Consider the following 3352-nt stretch of genomic DNA (forward strand, 5'->3'; position numbering starts at 1 on the left):
GCGCTCGCGGCCGGTCTGGCGCTGCTGGGCACGCTCGCCTCGGGCTGCGGCATCCGCTCGACGTCCGTACCCGTGGACGCGGGCGCCGCGCCCTCGCGCGCGAGCTGCGTACTGCCCGGCGGGCGGGAGACGGCCGATCAGCACGACGGCGGCAATCTGCCGGTCCGGGTGTATCTCGCGTGCGGTTCGCGCGTCTCCCCCGTGGAGCGGCGCGTGGCCCTGCCCGGCGACGACTCCGAGCGGCTGCCCGTCGCCCGCGGACTGCTGGACGCGCTGCGCGCCCGGCCCGACGCGGAGGAGGAGGCCGCAGGCTTCAAGACCGCCGTGCCGCGCGACCTCAAGGTCTCCGGAGCACGCCCCGGCGACCCTCCGGCCACGCTGCGGCTGAGCCGGCCGATCCGTGATCTGCCGGCGTTCGCGCTGGCCCAGATCGTCTGCACGTACGCGGACACGGCCGCCGCCGGCTCCGACCGCTCGGTGATCCTCGCCGGACCCGACGACGGCGACAGCGGCGGAAGCAACGGAAGCGACGGAAGCGACGACGGCGGGGCCGACGGCGACGGGAACGGCACGGGCGACGGCGACGAGAACACCGGGAACGTCAGCGGCGACGACGGAACCGTCAGCGGCGAGGACGCCGAGGGCGGTCGCACCGAGGCCGGTCCCGGCAGCGACGGGGCCAGCGACTCCCCGCGCCGCTACGGCTGCGACACCCCGCTGCGCACCCACCCCGAGGCGGCCGCCACGGCCGGTACTCCGCTGTGACCGCCGCACGGAACGGCAGCCGGGGCGCTGCCCTGAACGACCCACGGGGCGACCCCCGGAACGGCACCAGTAACGGCACCAGTAACGGCACCAGTAACGGCGGCCGGAACCGGACACGGGAGCGCGGCGTCCTTGCTGGTGTGCAGCGTCTTGGCCGTGGCGGCGGTACCGCCGCTTCCGCTCCCCGCATCCGCGTCGCAGGGCTCGTCCTGCTGATCGCGTACCTGGCCGTCGTCGGCTGGGTCGCGCTGCGCCCGCTCCCGGTGCCGTGGGTCGCGCCCGCCAACCTCCAGCCCTTCGCGACGATCCGCTCCGACCTCGACGACGGCTCGTCCGACGCCCTGGGCGGACTGCTCCGCGGCCTGGCGCTGCTGGCCCCGCTGGGCGTACTGCTGCCGCTGGCCTCGTGGCACCCGGAGCGTCCGCTCGCGGTGACCTGCGCCCGTACGGTCGCGTCCGCGGCGCTGATCTCGTCCGCGATCGTGCTGTTGCAGTCCGGGGTGCCGGGGCGCACGGTGAACGTCGACGCGGTGGTGCTGAACACCGCCGGGGTCGCCGTCGGCTGCCTGCTCGTCTTCCCGCTCGTACGGGCGTGGCTGCGCCGCCGGTACGGACGTCACCTGCCGTGGAACGGCGGCTACACCCACGGGACCGGGCCGCACCAGCCGCTCCCCCTCACGGACGAGACCGCCGCCGGCACGCCCCCGAGAGCGGCCAGGGTCGGGATCGCCCCGTAGACCGACGCCGCGGAGTGTGCCCGGCGCCTAGCGTGGAAACCCGTCCACAGGACGGACGTCGAAGACAGACACGGAGTGAAGGAGTCGCGTCATGCCCGCACTTGCCCGCCCCCGAGACAACCGGATGATCGGCGGAGTGTGTGCCGGACTGGCACGTCGCTTCGGCATGCAGCCCGGCACGATGCGCGTGATCTTCGTTCTCTCCTGCCTGCTGCCCGGACCGCAGTTCCTGATCTATCTGGCGCTGTGGATCCTGCTGCCCAACGACGACCAGCGCACCGCCTGGTAATCGGTACGTCTCTCCCGCACAGGGGCCGCGCATCGGAGGCGATGCGCGGCCCGTTCGCGTTCCACGGACCTCCCGCGGCGTCCGGTCGTCGGGTGTCCGTCCGTACGCCGGGGGCCCGTCCGGACGTCAGTCGCGGAAGAGCCACTCCGACTTCAGCTCGGCGTAGCCGGGCTTGATGACCTCGTTGATCATCGCGAGCCGCTCGTCGAACGGAATGAACGCCGACTTCATCGCATTGACCGTGAACCACTGCATGTCGTCGAGCGTGTAGTGGAACGTCCGCACCAGGTGCTCGAACTCCTGGCTCATGCTCGTACCGCTCATCAGCCGGTTGTCCGTGTTCACGGTGGCGCGGAAGTGCAGCCTCCGCAGCACCCCGATGGGGTGCTCCTCGTACGAAGGCGCCGCGCCCGTCTGGAGGTTGGACGACGGGCACAGCTCCAGCGGGATGCGCTTGTCCCGTACGTACGAGGCGAGACGGCCCAGCTTCACCGAACCGTCGTCCTCCTCCTGGACGTCGTCGATGATGCGTACGCCGTGCCCGAGCCGGTCGGCGCCGCACCACTGCAACGCCTGCCAGATCGAGGGCAGTCCGAACGCCTCGCCGGCGTGGATGGTGAAGTGGTTGTTCTCGCGCTTGAGGTATTCGAAGGCGTCGAGGTGGCGCGTGGGCGGGTGGCCCGCCTCGGCGCCCGCGATGTCGAAGCCGACGACGCCCAACTCGCGGTAGCGGTTGGCGAGTTCGGCGATCTCCAGGGCACGCGCGGCGTGCCGCATCGCGGTGAGCAGCGCACCGACGCGGATCCGGTGCCCCGCGGCGTGAGCGTTGCGCTCCCCCTCGCGGAAGCCCTCGTTGACCGCCTCGACGACCTCTTCGAGCGTGAGGCCCTTCTCCAGGTGCTGCTCGGGGGCGAAGCGGATCTCCGCGTAGACCACGCCGTCCGCGGCGAGGTCCTCGGCGCACTCGGCGGCGACCCGCTTCAGCGCCTCCCGGGTCTGCATGACGCCCACGGTGTGGGAGAACGTCTCCAAGTAGCGCTCCAGCGAACCGGAGTCGGCCGCCTGCCGGAACCAGCGCTCCAGCGGCTCGGCTTCGGTCTCGGGAAGCGCGTCATACCCCGTCTCGGCGGCGAGTTCGACGATGGTCGCCGGACGCAGGCCACCGTCGAGGTGGTCGTGCAGCAGCGCCTTCGGTGCGCGTCGGATCTGCTGCGGTGTGGGAACGGTGTTGAGGGTCTGGCTCGTCATCCACGTACTCTAGCTCCTACGCGCGTAGATGGCATCTGCACCCTAACTTCCGTTTCATGGCCGCCAGTTGAAACGGCTCCCGCGCTTCGATACGCAATGGTGATCCACGACACCGTCCGGGCACTCCCGCTTCTGCGATCGTCTTCCCATGGCTCAGCAAGCTCTGCCCGAGCGGGAGGCCCGGCTGGGTCGGGCGATGGGAGCGGACGCCTCCGGGGCGGCACCGCACGCGGTCGTACTGCTGCTGCCGGGCGGCGGCCTCGAACACAGCGCGCGGCGGCGTTCCGCGCTCGCGGCGGCGGCGGTGCGGCCG

4 protein-coding genes are annotated in these 3352 nt (G+C 72.0%); 3 read left to right on the forward strand and 1 reads right to left on the reverse strand.

From position 1 onward, the window contains the following. From AN218_RS36760 to AN218_RS16340, 3 genes are all read left to right on the forward strand, one after another. Window positions 1–765, forward strand: a 765-nt coding sequence (locus tag AN218_RS36760; protein WP_070017621.1) for a hypothetical protein, incomplete at its 5' end; no start/stop codon positions are given. Window positions 766–905: 140 nt separating this feature from the next. Further along, window positions 906–1502 carry a VanZ family protein gene (locus AN218_RS16335; RefSeq protein WP_070017622.1) on the forward strand — a complete coding sequence of 199 codons (597 nt, stop codon included), beginning with the start codon at window positions 906–908 and terminating at the stop codon, window positions 1500–1502. 91 nt (window positions 1503–1593) lie between these two features. Then, window positions 1594–1791, forward strand: a complete 198-nt coding sequence (locus AN218_RS16340) for a PspC domain-containing protein (RefSeq protein WP_070017623.1) — start codon at window positions 1594–1596, stop codon at window positions 1789–1791. A 126-nt stretch (window positions 1792–1917) separates the two neighbouring features. On the opposite strand, the gene AN218_RS16345 is transcribed toward AN218_RS16340, so the two are convergent. Then, on the reverse strand, window positions 1918–3039 hold the full coding sequence (locus tag AN218_RS16345; RefSeq protein ID WP_070017624.1) for an adenosine deaminase: 1122 nt from the start codon (window positions 3037–3039) through the stop codon (window positions 1918–1920). Between the last annotated feature and the right edge of the window lie 313 nt (window positions 3040–3352).

It is taken from the genome of Streptomyces nanshensis (assembly GCF_001751255.1).
Classification (GTDB): domain Bacteria; phylum Actinomycetota; class Actinomycetes; order Streptomycetales; family Streptomycetaceae; genus Streptomyces; species Streptomyces nanshensis_A.

Bases quoted from the DNA above. Each gene is read 5' to 3' on its own strand.
- AN218_RS16345 (WP_070017624.1), bottom strand. From the start codon at position 3,039: ATGACGAGCCAGACCCTCAACACCGTTCCCACACCGCAGCAGATCCGA.
- AN218_RS16340 (WP_070017623.1), top strand. From the start codon at position 1,594: ATGCCCGCACTTGCCCGCCCCCGAGACAACCGGATGATCGGCGGAGTG.